General features: G+C 65.5%; 17 protein-coding genes. 12 read left to right on the forward strand and 5 right to left on the reverse strand.

Annotation, left to right across the window (positions count from 1 at the left end; translation table 11 throughout):
* The first annotated feature begins 28 nt into the window (after window positions 1-28).
* From prfA to BMZ48_RS05175, 7 genes are all read left to right on the forward strand, one after another.
* Complete coding sequence (gene prfA / locus BMZ48_RS05145; protein ID WP_091532618.1) at window positions 29-1,111, forward strand: peptide chain release factor 1; 1,083 nt, start codon at window positions 29-31, stop codon at window positions 1,109-1,111.
* Window positions 1,112-1,122: 11 nt separating this feature from the next.
* A complete protein-coding gene (prmC, locus tag BMZ48_RS05150) occupies window positions 1,123-1,971 on the forward strand; it encodes a peptide chain release factor N(5)-glutamine methyltransferase (RefSeq protein WP_091532619.1) in 849 nt (282 codons plus the stop codon).
* A complete protein-coding gene (locus BMZ48_RS05155) occupies window positions 1,968-2,696 on the forward strand; it encodes a HesA/MoeB/ThiF family protein (protein ID WP_091532621.1) in 729 nt (242 codons plus the stop codon). The genes prmC and BMZ48_RS05155 overlap by 4 nt, the downstream gene beginning before the upstream one ends.
* Window positions 2,689-3,027: a hypothetical protein gene (locus tag BMZ48_RS05160; RefSeq protein ID WP_091532622.1), complete on the forward strand. Its 339-nt coding sequence runs from the start codon at window positions 2,689-2,691 to the stop codon at window positions 3,025-3,027. Before BMZ48_RS05155 ends, BMZ48_RS05160 begins: the two co-directional genes overlap by 8 nt.
* Window positions 3,028-3,411: 384 nt before the next feature.
* Window positions 3,412-4,974, forward strand: coding sequence for an EAL domain-containing protein (locus BMZ48_RS05165; RefSeq protein WP_091532623.1), 1,563 nt, complete (start codon window positions 3,412-3,414; stop codon window positions 4,972-4,974).
* A 69-nt stretch (window positions 4,975-5,043) separates the two neighbouring features.
* Window positions 5,044-6,747 carry a proline--tRNA ligase gene (locus BMZ48_RS05170; protein WP_091532624.1) on the forward strand — a complete coding sequence of 568 codons (1,704 nt, stop codon included), beginning with the start codon at window positions 5,044-5,046 and terminating at the stop codon, window positions 6,745-6,747.
* Between the two features lie 14 nt (window positions 6,748-6,761).
* On the forward strand, window positions 6,762-7,358 hold the full coding sequence (locus tag BMZ48_RS05175; protein ID WP_091532626.1) for a lytic transglycosylase domain-containing protein: 597 nt from the start codon (window positions 6,762-6,764) through the stop codon (window positions 7,356-7,358).
* Between the two features lie 60 nt (window positions 7,359-7,418).
* Here the strand turns inward: BMZ48_RS05175 and BMZ48_RS05180 are convergent, their stop codons facing one another.
* Entirely contained in the window at window positions 7,419-8,204 is a 786-nt protein-coding gene (locus BMZ48_RS05180; RefSeq protein ID WP_091532628.1) for a LysM peptidoglycan-binding domain-containing protein, read from the reverse strand.
* Window positions 8,205-8,258: 54 nt separating this feature from the next.
* On the opposite strand from BMZ48_RS05180, the gene wrbA reads away from it, so the two are divergent.
* Both wrbA and BMZ48_RS05190 read left to right on the forward strand, forming a co-directional pair.
* On the forward strand, window positions 8,259-8,867 hold the full coding sequence (wrbA, locus tag BMZ48_RS05185; RefSeq protein WP_091532630.1) for an NAD(P)H:quinone oxidoreductase: 609 nt from the start codon (window positions 8,259-8,261) through the stop codon (window positions 8,865-8,867).
* On the forward strand, window positions 8,860-9,240 hold the full coding sequence (locus BMZ48_RS05190; protein ID WP_091532631.1) for a DUF2069 domain-containing protein: 381 nt from the start codon (window positions 8,860-8,862) through the stop codon (window positions 9,238-9,240). The genes wrbA and BMZ48_RS05190 overlap by 8 nt, the downstream gene beginning before the upstream one ends.
* Here the strand turns inward: BMZ48_RS05190 and hda are convergent.
* From hda to BMZ48_RS05205, 3 genes are read right to left on the reverse strand one after another with little or no spacing between them, the layout of a single operon-like run.
* Window positions 9,158-9,850, reverse strand: coding sequence for a DnaA regulatory inactivator Hda (gene hda / locus BMZ48_RS05195; RefSeq protein WP_159431091.1), 693 nt, complete (start codon window positions 9,848-9,850; stop codon window positions 9,158-9,160). The two genes, BMZ48_RS05190 and hda, sit on opposite strands and share 83 nt — an antisense overlap.
* Window positions 9,847-10,953 carry an AI-2E family transporter gene (locus tag BMZ48_RS05200; protein ID WP_091532635.1) on the reverse strand — a complete coding sequence of 369 codons (1,107 nt, stop codon included), beginning with the start codon at window positions 10,951-10,953 and terminating at the stop codon, window positions 9,847-9,849. The genes hda and BMZ48_RS05200 overlap by 4 nt, the downstream gene beginning before the upstream one ends.
* A complete protein-coding gene (locus BMZ48_RS05205; protein ID WP_091532637.1) occupies window positions 10,950-11,555 on the reverse strand; it encodes a DUF8605 domain-containing protein in 606 nt (201 codons plus the stop codon). The genes BMZ48_RS05200 and BMZ48_RS05205 overlap by 4 nt, the downstream gene beginning before the upstream one ends.
* Before the next feature lie 91 nt (window positions 11,556-11,646).
* On the opposite strand from BMZ48_RS05205, the gene purM reads away from it, so the two are divergent.
* Genes purM through BMZ48_RS05220 form a run of 3 tightly spaced genes read left to right on the forward strand, consistent with a single transcriptional unit; the run spans window position 11,647 to window position 14,054 of the window.
* Complete coding sequence (purM, locus tag BMZ48_RS05210) at window positions 11,647-12,678, forward strand: phosphoribosylformylglycinamidine cyclo-ligase (protein WP_091532639.1); 1,032 nt, start codon at window positions 11,647-11,649, stop codon at window positions 12,676-12,678.
* A 3-nt stretch (window positions 12,679-12,681) separates the two neighbouring features.
* Window positions 12,682-13,347: a phosphoribosylglycinamide formyltransferase gene (purN, locus tag BMZ48_RS05215; protein ID WP_234981528.1), complete on the forward strand. Its 666-nt coding sequence runs from the start codon at window positions 12,682-12,684 to the stop codon at window positions 13,345-13,347.
* Entirely contained in the window at window positions 13,344-14,054 is a 711-nt protein-coding gene (locus BMZ48_RS05220) for a DUF3108 domain-containing protein (protein WP_159431092.1), read from the forward strand. Before purN ends, BMZ48_RS05220 begins: the two co-directional genes overlap by 4 nt.
* A gap of 33 nt (window positions 14,055-14,087) precedes the next feature.
* On the opposite strand, the gene BMZ48_RS05225 is transcribed toward BMZ48_RS05220, so the two are convergent.
* Entirely contained in the window at window positions 14,088-15,437 is a 1,350-nt protein-coding gene (locus BMZ48_RS05225) for an NUDIX domain-containing protein (protein ID WP_159431093.1), read from the reverse strand.
* Between the last annotated feature and the right edge of the window lie 70 nt (window positions 15,438-15,507).

The raw sequence follows: 15,507 nt of genomic DNA on the forward strand, positions 1-15,507 counted from the left end.
GGCCATCGGCCGCTATGATTGCCTGCCCATGAAACCCTCTCTGATTGCCAAGCTGGAGCAGATGGCCGAGCACCGCGACGAGATCGCGCGCGAGCTCGGTGATCCGGCCGTGATCGGCGATACCGACAGGTTCCGCCGTTTGTCGCAGGAGTACGCGCAACTCGGTCCGGTGGTCGAGACGTTCAATGCCTATCGCGATGCGCTCAAGACCTTGGCCGAGCTCGAACAGATGCAGCGCGATCCGGATGCGGAACTGCGTGCGCTCGCCGCGGCCGAGTATCCGCAGGTCAAGACCCGCATCGAAAGCCTCGAGCAGGCCTTGCGCGGCCATCTGGTGCCGCGCGATCCACTCGACAACAACAACGTGTTCCTCGAAATCCGTGCCGGTACCGGTGGTGACGAAGCGGCGCTGTTCGCCGGTGATCTGTTCCGCATGTACTCGCGCTACGCCGAAGCCCGTGGCTGGCGGGTCGAGATCCTGTCGGCGAGCGAGGGCGAGCACGGCGGCTACAAAGAAATCATCTCGCGGGTGATCGGCTTTGGGGTCTATTCGCAACTGAAGTTCGAATCGGGCGCACACCGCGTGCAGCGCGTGCCGCAAACCGAGGCTCAGGGGCGCATCCACACCTCGGCCGCGACGGTCGCCGTGCTGCCGGAGGTCGAGGAATCCCAGATCACGATCAACCCGGCGGATCTGAAAATCGATACGTTCCGCTCAGGTGGCGCCGGCGGTCAGCATGTCAACAAGACGGAATCGGCGATCCGCATCACCCACATTCCGACTGGAATCGTCGTCGAATGCCAGGAGGAACGCTCGCAGCACAAGAATCGTGCCAAGGCGATGGCCCTGCTGCAGGCACGCCTGATCGATGCCGAGCGCAGCCGGCAAGCGGCGGACATGGCCGCGCAACGCAGGCAACTGATTGGCAGCGGGGACCGCTCCGAGCGGATCCGGACTTACAACTTTCCGCAGGGGCGGGTGACCGATCACCGCATCAATCTCACGCTCTACCAGCTCGATCGCATCATCGAGGGCGATCTCGATCCGGTGATCCAGCCGCTGCTCGCCGAGTACCAGGCGGCACAGCTCGCCGAGCTGGGCGAGATCTGACGAGAGCACACATGCGCATCGGCGAAGCCTTGATGGCAGCGCAAAAGCGGATCGCGGTCATCTCCGACAGTCCGCGTCTCGACGCGGAACTGCTGCTCGGGCAGGTTACAGGTCTGGGGCGCGCGCAGCTGCTCGCGCGTCTGGATCAGCTGCTGCCGAGGCATGAAGCCGAGTGTTTCGATGCCCTCGTCCAGCGTCGCGCACGCGGCGAGCCGGTGGCGTATCTCACTGGCGACAAGGAATTCTGGACGTTGAATCTCAAGGTGACGCCTGCAGTGCTGATTCCGCGCCCGGAAACCGAACTGCTGGTGGAGTGGGGGCTGCAGCTCATCGCCGGGTGCAAGGCACCGCGCATCGCCGATCTGGGCACCGGCAGCGGTGCCCTGGCCCTGGCCTTGGCTTCGGAGCGGCCCGATGCGCAGGTCGAGGCGACAGAATTTTCTGCAGCGGCGCTCGCGGTTGCACAGGAGAATGCGCAAAGACTGCTGCCCGGACGCGTGCGTTTCCACGCCGGGCACTGGCTGGCGCCATTGATGCGGCAAACCTACGATCTGATCGTGAGCAATCCCCCCTACATCGCCCACGACGATCCGCATCTGCAAACCTTGACATACGAGCCGGCGATCGCGCTCACCGACGGCGCGGACGGTCTCAACGCGCTGCGCGAAATCATCGCGGGCGCGCCGGCTTACCTCGTCGCCGGCGGCTGGCTGCTCGTCGAGCATGGTTACGAGCAGGGTCCGGCCGTGCGCGCGCTGTTCGCGCAGGCGGGTTTCGACGGCGTCACCACGCGTTGCGATTATGGCGGGCGCGAACGCGCCACCGCGGGGCGCTTCCTGCGTCACGGGACCTCGGCATGACGGAATTCTCCCGCTACAGCCGGCAGGTGATCCTGCCCGAGGTGGGTGTCAACGGGCAGGCCTTGCTGCGTGATTCGACGGTGTTGCTCATCGGACTTGGCGGGCTGGGGACGGCCGCGGCCCAGTATCTGGCCGGTGCCGGCGTCGGTCGCTTGTGGCTCTCGGATCGAGACCGCGTCGATGTCAGCAATCTGCAGCGACAGACGCTATACCGCCAGGCCGATGTCGGGCACGCCAAGGTTGCCGCTGCCGCTGCCCAGCTGCGCGCGCTCAATGGCGAGATCGAGATCGGCTGCTTCGACGCCGAAACCTGGCCCGCTGCACTGCCTCAGGCCGATGTCGTGCTCGACTGTACCGATAACTTCCCGACGCGCTATGCGATCAACGCAGCCTGTGTGCGGGCCCGCAAACCGCTGATCAGCGGCGCGGCGATTCGCCTCGAAGGACAAATTGCCGTTTTCGATCTGCGCCGCGGCGGACCGTGCTACCACTGTCTTTATGCCGATACCGGTGCGGCGGCGGAAGCCTGCGAACAGGCCGGCATCCTCGGTCCGGTGGTCGGTACGATCGGATGCCTGCAAGCGCTTGCTGCACTCAAGCTGCTGCTCGGCATCGGTGATGATGCCGGGCGTTTGCATCACTGGGATGCACGTCGTATGCGCTGGTATTCCCATCGCATCGGTATCGACCCCGCGTGTGCCGTCTGCGGAGTGCGCCGTGGATGAATCCGTTCTCGTCATTCCACGGCGCCTGGCCGTGCGCATCCTGCACGCCGCGCAGGCAGCATCCCCGGCATCGATCCGGGGCGTGGTCGGTGCGCGCGGCGGTGAGCCGGATCGGGTGTACATCGAGCCTGCATCGCCGCCACCCGACGAGCCTTGCTGGGCGCGGGTGTGGTCGAATCCACAGCGTGCGGCCGTGCCCGGCGTCGAGGAACTTGCCGATGGCGCGTTGTGCCTGGTGGTCTCGCTCAATACCAAAGGGGTGCTCGAACTGCGCGCCTGGCGGCTGGAAAACGCCATGGCGTGCGAGCAGCCGATCGCGATCAAAGACTGAAAAAGCGCACCGCCCGTATGATCCTATCGGTGACAACCGGGGCGGATTGCCGCTCATCGTGTTTTGGGCTGCGCAGGTCAGGTCGATCGCCCGCTGGCCCATCGCCGGGCGCAAAGTTCAGCATGGTTGACGCAACGAGCTGCAAGGCAGATCGATAGGCCCAGAGCGGTCGGTTGCGTGGGCACGCGCGGTCTTGATTCTCGGGCCGCGCGTTTTACGGCGCGCGATTGCGGTTGAGTGTGGCGGCATGTCTATCTTCATTGACTTTCGGGTAACATGCGCGCCGCCTTATGGTTTGCGCCTTCGCCGCGCGAGCCGCCCATACCGTTTCTTGTATCAGGGCCCATTCAGTCGGGGAGAGATGCGGCTCGGTGAGTGTGATTTATGGATGATGTGAATTCGCCGCAGGCACTGCGGGATCTTTTCGAACGCCTGCCGGCATCCGAGCTGCTGCGGCAACTGCCGCAGCTGCTTGCGCTGATCGACACCGAAGGCCGTGTTCTCGCCGCCAACCCGGCGCTTTTGCACCGCTGTGCGCTGTCGCAGGATGCGCTCGAGGAGATGACCCTGGCGCAGCTCAAGCAACGGCTTGCCGACGCGGGTGAGGCAGGCGAGCCGTCGGAGCAGGCCTATCCCTTGCGGCTCGACGCAGGCCACGTCCTGCTGTGGTCGCCCGGAGAGGGTCATGGCCGGTACGCCGCGCAGCGCGACGAACTCACCGGTCTGCTGACCCAACGCGCATTCGAGGAACGGCTGCGGATGCGCCTGGCCCGGCAGCGGGACGGCGTGTTCATCCGCTTCGAGATCGATCAGTTCAAACTGATCCATGATGCGTACGGCCGGCAGGCGAGCGAGCGTCTGATCGCGCAGTTCGGACAGTTGATCGCCTCGCTGCTGCGCGAAGAAGACGAGCCGGCCCGCCTGAACGGCGACGGATTCGCGGTCAGCGTCGAGGACACCGACGCCGAGCGCGCCTGGCAGATCGCCGAGCGCGTGCGCCTGCAGGTCGCCGCCCAGGGCTTCGAATGGAATGGCCATGCGTACGACGTGACCGTGAGCGCCGGCGTCGTTGCGTTTGCCGATGCTTTCTTTGATTTCACCGAACTGATGGCGGCATCGGATGCCGCCTGCGAGACGGCCAGGGCGCGCGGGCGCAACCGCATCGAGATTTATCGGCGGTCCGACGACGAGCTGAGCCGGCTGCGCGGCGCGCAATCCTGGGGCGCACGTGTACTGGACACGCTCGAAGCCAACCGGTTTGCCCTGTATCGCCAGCGGATCGAGCCGCTGGCGTCGGCGAACGGCCGTCCGCATTACGAAGCGCTGCTGCGGGTGCGCGGCGCCTCTGGCTGGTCCACGCCGGCGGAGTTCGTGGCCGCCGCCGAGCGTTATGGCTTGATGCCGCAGGTGGATCGCCGCGTGATCGCGCGTGTGCTGCGCGAGATGGCGGGTATCCCGCCGGCGCAGCGGCCGGTCATTGCCGTCAATCTGTCCGGGCACAGTCTCGGCGATCAGGGACTCGCCTCCTATATCGCCCGCCAGCTCGAATACCACGAGGTCTCGCCCGATCTGATCTGTTTCGAGATCACCGAGACGGCGGCAATCGCCAATACCACCCGTGCCGTGGCGCTCGTCGATGCGCTCAAGGCGCTCGGATGTTCGGTGGCGCTCGATGATTTTGGGGCGGGGATGTCCTCGTTCAGCTATCTCAAGACCCTCGCCGTCGATGCGCTCAAGATCGACGGCAGTTTCGTGCGCAATGTCGCTCACGATGCCGTCGATGCGGCGACGGTGGAGAGCATGGTCAAGGTCGCCCGTCTGCGCGGCCTGAAAACCATCGCCGAATGTGTCGAGAACGCGGAGGCGCTCACGCGCCTGGGTGAGCTCGGCGTGCACTATGCACAGGGTTTCCATCTGCACCGTCCGGAGCCCTGGTCGCTGCCGTGACGTGCGGGCTTGAGGCGTGACCGGGCGCGGCTGTCCTACAATCTGCGCCGACCACGATTGCCGACCGTCATGCGCCTTTCCAGATTTCCGCTGCACACCACCAAGGAAACCCCGGCCGACGCCGAGGTCGTCTCGCACCAGTTGATGCTGCGCGCGGGTTATATCCGCAAGCTCGGCGCCGGGCTTTATACCTGGCTGCCGATCGGGCTGCGCGTCCTACACAAGATCGAGGCGATCATCCGCGAGGAGATGAACCGTGCCGGTGCGGTCGAGGTGCTGATGCCATCCGTGCATCCCGCCGAGCTGTGGCAGGAGTCGGGCCGCTGGCAGCAGATGGGCGAGGAGATGCTGCGCTTCAAGGACCGTCACCAGAACGATTTCGCCTACGGTCCGACGCATGAGGAAGTGATCTGCCATCACTTCCGTCAGGATTTCCGTTCCTACCGGCAGCTGCCGGTGAACTTCTATCAGATCCAGACCAAGTTCCGTGACGAGCGCCGTCCGCGCTTCGGTGTGATGCGCGCGCGCGAGTTCATCATGAAGGATGCCTATTCCTTCCACATGGACCGCGAGGATCTCGCGCGGGAATACGAAAACATGCGCCAGACCTATGCGCGCATCTTCACGCGTCTGGGGGTGGATTTCCGCATCGTCCAGGCCGATTCCGGCAATATCGGGGGCTCCCAATCGGAGGAATTCCACATCCTCGCCGGATCGGGCGAGGATTTGCTGGCCGTGTCCGACAGCGGATCCTATGCGGCCAATGTCGAGGCCGCCGCCTGTCTGCCGCCACAGACACCCCGTCCGGCGCCGACGCAGGCGCTGGAGAAAGTCGCAACGCCAGGACAGAGGACTTGCGAGCAGGTTGCCAAGTTTTTGAACGTGCCGCTGACCGGCAAGGTCAAGCTACTCGTCGTCAAGGGTGCCGATGGCGGACTCGTCGCCCTTGCGCTGCGCGGTGATCATCAACTCAATGAGATCAAGGCGGCCAAGCACCCGCTCGTCGCGAGTCCGCTGACCTTCGCCGCGCCCGAGGAGGTGCAGCGGGTGTTTGGCTGCGAGGTGGGTTATCTCGGACCGGTGAGATGCCCGATTCCCGTGATCGCCGATCATGCCGCTGCTGCCATCGCGGATTTCGTCTGCGGCGCCAATGAAAACGATCACCATCTGCGCGGCGTCAACTGGGGGCGCGATTGTCGCGAGCCGCAGGTCGCCGATCTGCGCATGATCGTCGAGGGTGATCCGAGCCCGGATGGCGTCGGTCGTATCAAGTTCTATCGTGGCATCGAAGGCGGGCATATTTTCCAGCTCGGGCGCAAATACAGCGCCGCCATGCATTTGTCCGTGCTCGACGACAAGGGCCAGGCGGTGGTCCCCGAGATGGGCTGTTATGGCATTGGCGTCACGCGCCTGGCCGCAGCGGTGATCGAGCAATCCCACGATGCCGCCGGCATGATCTGGCCGGATGCCATCGCTCCATTCCGGGTCATCCTCTGTCCGATCGGGATGGACAAGTCCGAGACTGTGCGCGTGGCCGTGGAAACCCTCTACGCAGAGCTCGTTGCCGCGGGCGTCGATGTACTGCTCGATGACCGTGGCCAGCGGCCGGGTGTGATGTTCGCCGATGCCGATCTGATCGGCATTCCGCACCGCATCGTCATCGGCGACAAGGGACTTGCGCAGCAGCAGTACGAATACAAGCATCGTCGCGCCGGAAAGCCCGAGATGATTCCGGCGACAACCGCGGCGGTGCTGGAGAAGCTCGGAACCTAAAGGCCGTGATCGGGATGTGCACGCGCGCCACGGTGTCGGTGACAGCCATCGCCGTCTGCGCGTGGGTGGGGTGTGTGCTGTGGACATGCGCCGTGCACGCGGCGCCGACGCAGCCGCCGGAGCCGGAGCTGCGCGAGCTGCTCGCGCGGACGGTCGGCGCCGCCGACAGTTTCGAGCACCGCTACGACGCCGAGGTCTGGCTCGTCGATATGTCCGCGCGCCTGCGCCCGTTTCTGCCCGATGACGCAGAACGTCTCGAACTTTTGCGCCTCGTCCACAGCGAGGCCCGGCGCGCGAAACTCTCGCCGGAGCTGGTGCTCGCCGTCATCGAAGTCGAAAGCCGCTTTGACCGCTATGCCGTGTCGGTGGCCGGCGCACAGGGGCTCATGCAGATCATGCCGTTCTGGCTCGAGGAAATCGGCCGTCCGGATGACAACCTGTTCCACGTGCGCACGAACCTGCGCATGGGATGCACGATTCTGAAGTTTTATCTCGACAAGGAGCGCGGCAATCTGATCAACGCGCTGGCGCGCTACAACGGCAGCTACGGCCGCATCGAATACCCGGCGAAAGTGATCGAGGCGCTGAACCGGCGCTGGTATCGCGGCTGAGCCGGCATGTGACGGAGGCGGGTAGCTACAGACGAAGGAATCTGGACTGCGCGCGGTGGCTCAAGGCGTGGTTTCGCGGACCTCGCCGATATGGACGGTCGTTCGGCGGTAGCTGCGCGCGGTTTCGATCGCGCGCACGACCTGCTCGATCGTCGGATGGAGGCGGATGCGCAGCTGCTGGCCGGCACGCAGCCGATTCGGATCGCGGATCACGTCGAGATTCGCTTCCCAGACCAGTGGCCACAGATATGGGTTGCCGTAAATTTCCGGGCGGCCGGAAATGACCCAGAGGCTGTCGCCGGCGGCAACGACGTAGCGCTTGTTGGCTTGGGCCAGCTCGCGGTTGAGGGCGTTGAGCAATTCCCAGGCCGAACGGCCCTGCCGGCGCGCGAGGGCGAGCTCGGCCACGCGCATCCGTTCGAGTTGCTCGTCGCTCAAGCCGGTGTAGGTCTGGAGTTTTTGCAGTTCGACGTCGGCACGCAGCAGGTAGGCGGTGTCGAGTGCTTCGTCGGCGCGCTGCAAGGCTTGTGTGGCGAGATCACGCATGCGGCCGTCGTCGCCGGTGCGTGCGGCGCGCTCGGCCGCGGTCAACAAGCGTTCGGTTTCGCCGCGCTCGGGCCAATCGGGCCATGCGGCGGCGGCTTCGGCATGGCGGGCGCGGGCCGCCGCGAGCAAACCGTCAGCGAGCGTCTGCGCGGATTGGGCCGGCGGCGTCGCGCTGGCCTGTTCCGGCGCAACCGCAGGCGCGATGCGCTGGGACGGTGGCGGGATACGGTGCAGGCCGCAGGCGGTCAGGGCAATGGCAAGGATGGCCGGTGCCGCCCATCGATATCGATTCGGGATCATCGATCAAACCCTACAATACGGCGTTGCTCTTGAAAATTACCGGCGGAGACCGTCGTGGCCGAAATCCTCGTGCTCTACTACTCGCGACATGGTTCGGTGGCGCAGATGGCGCGCCTGGTCGCACGCGGCATCGAATCGGTGCGCGGGGCATGCGCCCGGCTGCGCACGGTGCCGCCGGTGACCACCGACTGCGCGGCGGGCGGGCCCGAGATTCCCGCTGAAGGCCCGCCGTATGCGCAAGACGAGGATTTGCGCGACTGCGATGGTCTGATCCTCGGCAGCCCGACCCGCTTCGGCAACATGGCGGCGCCGCTCAAGCATTTTCTCGACGGCACGTCGGCGCTGTGGCTGTCCGGCGCGCTCGTCGGCAAGCCGGCGGGCGTGTTCACCTCCACCGGCACGTTGCACGGCGGCCAGGAAACGACGCTGCTGTCGATGATGCTGCCGCTGCTGCACCACGGGATGCTGCTCGTCGGATTGCCGTACACCGAGCCGGAATTGTCGGCGACGAGGGCCGGCGGCACGCCTTACGGAGCCAGTCATTACGCGGGCGTCGGCAATAAGCCCCAGGCACTGACACGCGAGGAGGCGGTGTTGTGTGAGGCCCTGGGGCGGCGCGTCGCCCAAGTTGCCGTCTGCCTGCGGCGAGGTCGTGATGGCTGAATGCGGTTTTTATCGGCAGCGACCGCTCAGCCGGTACGCACGCGCGCTGGCGGTCACCGCGCATACGCTGCTTTTGCTGGCGCTGATGGCTCGCGGCAGTTCTCTGTCCTGGCTCGGGGCGCTGTTACTGGCGGTGTCCTTGCCCGGCATTCTGCGCGGGCGGATTTACACGTATCAGTGGTCGTCGATGCTGATCGCGTGCTATTGCGCGCTGTGGCTCGCCGAGGGGTGGGCCGATCCGGCACGGCGCGTCGTTGCCTTCGCCATCGCCGGCCTGGCCGCCGCCGATTTCATCGGTCAGGTGCTTTATGTGCGCTGGCGGAACCGAGAAGAGACTGGGCGAGCGGCAGCGTCAGGCGCCGCTTCGCGGTGAGCGTGCCGCGGTCGAGGATGTCGAGCGCAGCGAGCAGGCTGCCGGTGTCGCGTGGCCATGTGCGCAACAGCCAGCGGGTGACCTCATCGGGCAAATCCAGGCCGCGTTGGCGTGCGCGCAGGCGCAGCAGTTCGGCGCGCTGGGCGTCGTCGAGCGGACGCAGGCCGATCACCGCACACTGGGCGAGCCGTGTGCGCAGGTCGGGGACGGCCAGATCCAAGCGGTCTGGTGTGGCGCAAGCGGCAAGCGCGAAGCGGCGTCCCTCGCTGCGCAGGCGGTCGAGCAGGCGGAGCAGTGCCCAGCACCAGGTCCGCTCCATGCCGACGCAGTCGGCATCATCGATGAAGACGGCATGCGGGCTTGCATATCCATCCAGTGCCGCGGGTCCGATGTCGCGGAGCGCGGCGAGCGGCAGGTAGGCCCCGCCGTGCAGGCGGCAGGCTGCTTGCAGTAGATGCGTGCGACCGCTCCCGGCGCTGCCATAGATCAGGATCGGTTCGCGCAGCTCGCGCAGGGCGGCAACGGCCTCCGTGTTCGGCCCGATGAAGTAGCTGTCGAAACTCGCCGTGTCGCGCAGCTGCACGGCGAGCGGCAATTGCGCGCCTCTCATGGCAGGGTGTCGTGGTCGGTTGCGGTATCGGGCGGTGCCGCTGGTGCGCCGCCGCCGTAGAGCGGGCTGCGCAGCCATTGCTGCTTGGCATGACGCAGCAGCACCGCGATCACTGCCGATCCTGGGAGCGCCAGCAGGACACCGACGAAGCCGAACAAATGGCCACCCGCCATCAGTGCGAAGATGACGGCAACGGGATGCAGGCCGATACGGTCACCGACCAGCGTCGGTGTCAGCCACCAGCTCTCGATGATTTGGCCGGCGCCAAAGACCAGCGCGACCCACACGAGTGGCAGCAGCGCCTGCTCCTGGACGAGCATCGCCAGTGCCGCCGCGATGAAGCCGACGGCAAAGCCGAGGTAGGGTACGAAGCTGAGCATGCCGGCGATGAATCCGATCACGAGCGCGAGCTTGAGGCCGGCCAGCGCCAGGCCGATGCTGTAGAGCACTGCAAGCGCCATCATCACGCTGAACTGGCCACGCACGAACGAGCCCATGACTGCATCGGTTTCGGCTGCGAGCCGGCTGATCAGAGGCAGATGACGCGGCGGAATCATGCTGCGGATCCAATCGACCAGATGATCCCAGTCGCGCAGCAGATAGAAGGTGACGATCGGCACCAGCAGCAGGTTGGCGGCCGCCGTGATCAGCAGCGCGCCAGATTGCGAGATCTGGGCCCACACCAGGCGGGCGAGATCGCCGGCGCTGCTCCAGTGCTCGGCGACGATGGCTTTGAGGCCTTGCACGTCCAGTTGTACGCCGGGCGGCAGACTCACGCCGAGGTAAGGCAGGGCTACGTTCTGGATCCAAGCGAGCCAGTCGGGAATGTTTTTGAGTAGGGCGAGCGACTGCTGGTAGAGCATCGGGGCGACGAGCACCAGCGCGATCAGCCCGAGCAGGGTCAGGATCAGGAAAACGACGACGACGCCAAGGGTGCGCGACAAGCCCCAGCGCTGCAGGCGATCGACGATGGGATCACCCAGGTAAGCGAGTCCGGCGCCGAGGACGAACGGGGTCAGGATCGGTGCCAGCAGCCAGAAAAACAGCACCAGGCCGATGCCGGCCGCATACCAGTACCAGTGCTGACGCAAAGTGTTGCTCACCGGACCAGGCGATACGACAGTTCGGAGGTTCCCAACGGGTCTTGCACGAACGTAGCGGTGGCGGACAATGCGCCGACGAGGCGGCTAGCGCCTCCTTCGACACGCAGGTGCAGTTCGAGCCGGTTGCCGTTGGCGCGCACGGCTTGGACGCTGCGTACAGCGGGCACACTGCGCAGCGCCTCGAGCGCGCGCGCATAGGCCGCGGCATCGGTGATGCCGGCAATCTGCATCTGCACGTCTTCGATCGCCGCTGCATAGACCCCCCAGACCGGAAGACCCAGGGCCTTGAGGCGTGCTTCCACGGCGCGGCCGTCGAAACCGGCGATGAGTACGAGGCTGCCGTCGGGTTCGCGCGCATAGCCATAACGCTGGACCAGCCGCGCAGCCTGGTCGATCACGCTCTGGGCTTGTTCTCCGGGGATTGCATCGCCGGTGATGCGGGCGACGACCTCGCGCAGAGCTTCGCGCAGGGCGCGGTCCCGCTCCGCAGGTGACTGGTCGGCCACCGGCACGCGCGCCTCATAGGCCTGCATCGCCGATGGCATCTGCGCAGCCGCCAGGACGGTCCACACCAGACCGATCAGAAGAATCCATGCACGCATGGGGAAATTATCCGGGGCTGCCCGCTAAAATGATAGGCACTCTGCGGCCCGGCTTTTCCTGGGCCGTACGCATTCTCGAGGGAAGTCATCGATGGGCAAGAAGGCTGGTTTGACCTACCGCGACGCCGGGGTCGACATCGACGAGGGCGACGCGCTCGTCGGCGACATCCAAAAAATCGTCAGATCCACGCAGCGGCCGGAGGTGCTCGCCGGTGTCGGCGGCTTCGGCGCCGTGGTCGGAATCCCGAAGAAGTACAAGAACCCGGTACTGGTCAGTGGCACCGATGGCGTCGGTACCAAATTGATGCTCGGCCTGAAGACCGGCCTGATCGAAGGTCTGGGCCAGGATCTGGTCGCGATGTGCGTCAACGACGTGCTCGTGTGTGGCGCCGAGCCGCTGTTTTTTCTCGATTACTACGCCACCGGCAAGCTCGACAGGCGTGTCGCCGCCCGGGTGATTCGCGGTATTGCGCGTGGTTGCAAGCTCGCGGGGTGTGCGCTGGTCGGTGGCGAAACCGCCGAGATGCCCGGCATGTACCCGCCTGGCGATTTCGATCTTGCCGGGTTTTGTGTCGCCGTCGCCGAAAAGGGCAAGGTCATCGACGGCTCGAAAATCAAGCGCGGCGACGTGCTGATCGGATTGCCCTCGAGCGGCCCGCATTCCAACGGGTATTCGCTGGTGCGCCGCATTCTCGATCTGCGCAAGACCCGTCTCGACCAGCCTTTCGGCAAGGCAACGCTCGCCGAGGCGCTGATGGCACCGACGACGATTTACGTCAAACCGGTGCTCGATCTGCTCGCCGCCGGTGTGCCGGTGCGTGGCATGGCCCATATCACCGGCGGCGGCATTCCCGGCAACCTGCCGCGCTGCTTCCCCAAGGGGGTCGGTGCCGTCGTCGATCTGCAGAGCTGGCGTCGGCCGGAGATTTTCAACTGGCTGCAAGCCCAGGGTGACATCGACGAAGACGAGATGCGTCGGGTATTCAACTGTGGGCTCGGTTTTGCGCTCGTGGTTCCACGCCTCAAGGCCGATGCTGCGCTCGCGCAGCTCAAGGCTGCCGGCACCAAGCCCTGGATACTCGGCGAGATCGTTGCCGGCAACCAGGACGTGCGTTTCGCATAAGCCGTGGGCAGTGCTCGGATTGCAGTGCTGATCTCGGGGCGTGGCCGCAATCTGCAGGCGCTGATCGATGCCTGTGCCGATGGCCGTATCGACGGACATATCGGCGTGGTCGTCAGCAGCCGCGCCGATGCCCTGGGTCTGGCGCGTGCGCAGGCCGCCGGAATCGACACGGCGGTACTCTCGCCGCGCGATCATGCCGATCGCGCGGCATACGATGCCGCCCTCGGTGCGCTGCTCGATCGGTATGCGCCGAATATCGTGGCGCTTGCCGGCTTCATGCGCATTCTCACGCCAGCCTTCGTGGGCCGCTACCGTGGCCGCATGCTCAACATCCACCCCTCGCTGCTGCCCCGCCACCCTGGATTGGATACCCATCGTCGCGCCCTTCTGGCCGGAGACACCGAGCATGGCGCGACCGTGCATTTCGTCACCGAGCAGCTCGATGGCGGGCCGCGGATCATTCAGGGGAAGTTAACGGTGCGGCCGGAAGATACGCCCGACTCTCTGGCCGAGCGCGTCATGCACGACATCGAGCTCAAGATCTATCCGCAGGCGGTCGCGTGGCTGGCCCGCGACGAGCTGCGAATGATCGACGATCGGGTCTGGTTCCGCGGACGCTGGCTCGATGCGCCGCTTGCGCTCGATGCACTCGACGAGACGTTCAAGTGATCCGCATTGCCGTACTCGCGCTGCTGCTCGTCACCGCCGTGAGCGCCAGGGCATTCGACCCCGGTGCGTACCTTGCACCGCGCAGCGACCGCTATGCGGTGGAGTGGGGAGGCATCACGCTCGGCGAGGGCACGATCGCGCTATCGCCCGATGTCGATGGCTGCTGGCGTTACAGTTCGAGCACCGATCCGATCGCCCTGGTGCGCTGGACTTACGGCGCGCCGCGCGAGATCAGCCGTTTCTGCCTGCGTGACGGCGAGATCGAATCCCGGCATTTCCAGTACGTCAACGACAAGCGCGAGGCCGAGAGCTTCATGCTCGATTTCGACTGGCGCAGGAACGAGGTCAAGACCCTCAAGGGCGGGGTGATGACGGTGCGCGAATTGCCGGGACGCGCTTACGACCGTTTCGTCATTCGCGAAGCGGTGCGGCTGTGGGTGATCCGCCATGCGGCCGGCGAGGCGCCCGCCCAGGCCGAGTTCACGATGGTGGACGACGATCGCATGAAGACCTATCGCTTTGCCGTCGTCGGCCGGGAGATCGTGAAGACGCCGGCCGGCAGCTTCGATGCGATCCGGATCGACCGCATCGACGATCCCAGGCGTCCGTTTCACTACTGGCTGGCGCCGAGCCGGGATTACGTGCCGGTCAAACTCGAACATCTGAAAAAAGGCAAGGTCGAACTGCGCATGACCTTGCTGCCGTAGCAACTCCGACGGCGCTCTCAAGAGATTTCCCGGTCAGGCTGGAATCACGCCATCCTCGCGCAGTTTGTCGAGATGGCTCTCGATGTTCATGCGTGCCAGTGGTAACAGACGCGGGTCGATGTCGGCATAGATCACTGGCAGCATCTGCTCGATGCTGCGCCCTTCGCGGTACAGGGCCAATACCTGTTGTTCGCGCAGTTCCCGGTGCGCCAGGGTTTCGCGCAGGCGGTGGGTGCCGCCCATGCCCATGCCATGCGATGGGTAGATGGCACGGGGCGCGAGTGCGATGAGCTTGCGCAGCGAGGCAAAATACCGCCCCATGTGTCCCTCGGGCTTGGCAATCACCACCGTGCCCAGGCCCTGGATCAGATCGCCGACCAGACACCAGGCGCGATCGTCCGGCATCAGCGCGAGCTGACCTTCGTCGTGGCCCGGCACTTCGATGATGCGCACCGGGCGTCCGAGCCAGCGGCACAGCACGTCGTTTTCGCGATACTCATGCACGGCGATGCCATCGAGCCAGTCGCTGCCGCTGCGGCTGACGATGCGCGCCCGCGTATCCGCCGACATGCCGATGGGGACTTCGAAGCAGCGCGCCATCAGATTGGCCCGCTCGCGATGGTCGGGATGGTGGTGGGTGAGAAAGATTTCGTGGATGCCGAAACGCTGCACGAGTGCGCAGAGCCGCTCCATTTCGGCATCGTCGGCTGGCGACGGATCGACCAGCACGCGATGAGATTGCGGATCCCCGAGCAGGAAACAATTGGTGTGCTGTGCCGGCGGCAGGGTGTTCGAACGCACGATGATCTGGCGCACGCCGTAGATCGACTCGATCAGCGGGAGTTCGAAAGCCGTGCGTGTTTCGAAATGCAGGCCGGGAATGTCGCGCGCCTGAATGTCCTCGGCGAGTGCGCGCCACACCGCTACCGTCGGCGGCGCCGCCAGCAGCTCACCGTTTTCATAGCGGCGCAGCCACTGTGCCGGCGTGGCCCATTCGAGTTGGGCGATTTCTTGCGGATCGGGGCGTAGGTGCGGTCGCCGTGTGAGTTCGAGGGCAAAGAAGTGGGTGTTGAAACGCAGCGGTGCCGGCGGAGGTGTCAAGGCGATGCCCAGATGGCGTAGCTGCGAGAGCAGATCGGGCTCCTGCTCCACGTCGAGGGCGATTTCCTCGCGCAACTCGCGGATCAGTGCGCGTACGAGGCGCGCGTCGTGTCCGTCCCAGATCGGAGAGGGCACAAGGCCGCTGTCATCGGCGCCATCCACTTTGCCACCCGGAAATGCACGATAGCCCGGAAAGGCTTTCAGGAAGTCCTGGCGATGCGTGACCAGGATCTCGCCGTCATGGATCAGCACGGCGGTGACGGCATCGACGATACGGCTCATGGGCGGCGGCATCAGCGAGAAGACAGCGCACATTACCCTGCGCGCTGCCCCGGTGGAAACCCAGAGGCCG

Origin of the sequence: Fontimonas thermophila (genome assembly GCF_900113085.1) — a bacterium.
GTDB lineage: Bacteria > Pseudomonadota > Gammaproteobacteria > Nevskiales > Nevskiaceae > Solimonas > Solimonas thermophila.